The organism is [Phormidium] sp. LEGE 05292 (assembly GCF_015207735.1).
Lineage (GTDB): Bacteria > Cyanobacteriota > Cyanobacteriia > Cyanobacteriales > Aerosakkonemataceae > Floridanema.
This window is the reverse complement of the sequence record NZ_JADEWG010000332.1, coordinates 1-1,604: the sequence shown is the minus strand read 5'-3', so window position 1 is coordinate 1,604 and position 1,604 is coordinate 1. Positions and strand designations below refer to the sequence as shown.

General features: G+C 44.0%; 2 protein-coding genes. Both read left to right on the top strand.

Annotated elements, in window-relative coordinates; genetic code table 11:
• Positions 1–35: 35 nt before the first annotated feature.
• Positions 36–638, top strand: coding sequence for a precorrin-6Y C5,15-methyltransferase subunit CbiT (gene cbiT, locus IQ264_RS32425; RefSeq protein WP_193986885.1), 603 nt, complete (start codon positions 36–38; stop codon positions 636–638).
• A gap of 73 nt (positions 639–711) precedes the next feature.
• Positions 712–1,581 carry a phosphatidate cytidylyltransferase gene (locus tag IQ264_RS32420; protein WP_193986882.1) on the top strand — a complete coding sequence of 290 codons (870 nt, stop codon included), beginning with the start codon at positions 712–714 and terminating at the stop codon, positions 1,579–1,581.
• Positions 1,582–1,604: the final 23 nt, after the last annotated feature.

Here is a 1,604-nt window from a genome sequence, read left to right as displayed (position 1 = left end):
CCTCTGCTCCTCTGCCCCCCTGTCCCCCTGCCTCTATGCCTTCCCCAATCTGGCCTTATGTTACCCCAGGAATCCCAGACGATTTGTTCGATCGCTTACCGGGCATTCCCCTAAGCAAGCGAGAAGTGCGACTGTTGTTAATCTCTCATCTGCGTCTCACTCCTGACACAGTTTTGTGGGATATTGGCGCAGGCACAGGCACAATTCCCGTAGAAGTTGGGTTACTTTGTCCACAGGGTAAGATTATTGCCGTAGAACGAGATGAGGAAGTAGCAACCTTAATCAGGCGGAATTGCGATCGCTTCAGTGTACCCAACGTAGATATAATCTTAGGAAGCGCCCCTGAATGCCTCAAGGACTTACCTGCACCACCCAATCGAGTTTGCATTGAAGGTGGCCGCCCAATTAAAGATATTCTGTTTGAAGTGTGGCATTACTTGCCAGACGAAGGCAGAGTTGTAGTAACAGCAGGCAACTTAGAAACCCTTTATACTGTCTCTGAAACCTTTGCTCAGTTACAAGTACGGAATATAGAAGTTGTACAATCGGCTGTCAATCGCCTGGAAACGCGAGGAAATCATCAGACATTTGCTGCTGTCGATCCGATTTTTATCCTCAGTGGCGAAAAGTTAGAGTAAAACTAAAGAGATTTTAGATTTTCGATTCATTCTAAAATCTAAAATCTAAAATCTAAAATTTACAGAACGTCTCATGTCTTGGCCTAGAATACTTAGTGGAATTGTTGCGATCGTCTTAGCTTTAGGAATGATTTTTCTGGGAGGTTGGTATTTCACCCTTTGTTTCTGCATAATCATTTATTTAGGCTTGTTAGAATATTTTCAACTAGTACGAGCCACCGGAATTGCTCCCGCAGGTAAAACTACACTCGCAGTTAGTATAACATTATTGATAATAGCTACAGTTTCTTCTACCCTAGCTGATGCAGTATTACCAGTAGCCGGAACTTTTATCTGTTTCTATCTCTTATTTCAGCCCAAATTAGCCACTATTGCTGATATCTCCACTTCAATTTTGGGACTATTTTACGGTGGTTATTTGCCTAGTTATTGGGTACGCTTACGCTCTCTAGGTCAAGCAGAATGCAGTAACCTACTTTTAGGTGGTTATTGGCCCCAAAATTGGACAAGTATTAAAGATTGGCCTCAAGGACTTACCATTACATTACTCGCCTTTGGTTGTATTTGGGCGGCTGATATTGGCGCTTACTTCATTGGTAAATTCTTTGGCAAAACTAGCTTGTCTCACATTAGCCCGAAAAAAACAGTAGAAGGAGCAGTTTTCGGCGTTAGTGCTAGTGTAGCCGTAGCTGTAGCCGGAGCTTGGTATCTCAATTGGCATTTATGGCCGATCGCAGGAGTCGCTTTAGGTCTTTTAATTGGTATTGCTAGTCTGTTAGGAGATCTCACTGAGTCAATGATGAAACGCGATGCAGGTGTCAAAGACTCAGGTCAACTGATACCAGGACACGGCGGAATTTTAGACCGCGCCGATAGCTACGTTTTCACCGCTCCCTTAGTCTATTATTTTGTTACTCTCCTTTTGCCTTTGTTGCCGAAGTGAGGTGGGGAGATTGGGATGGGGGG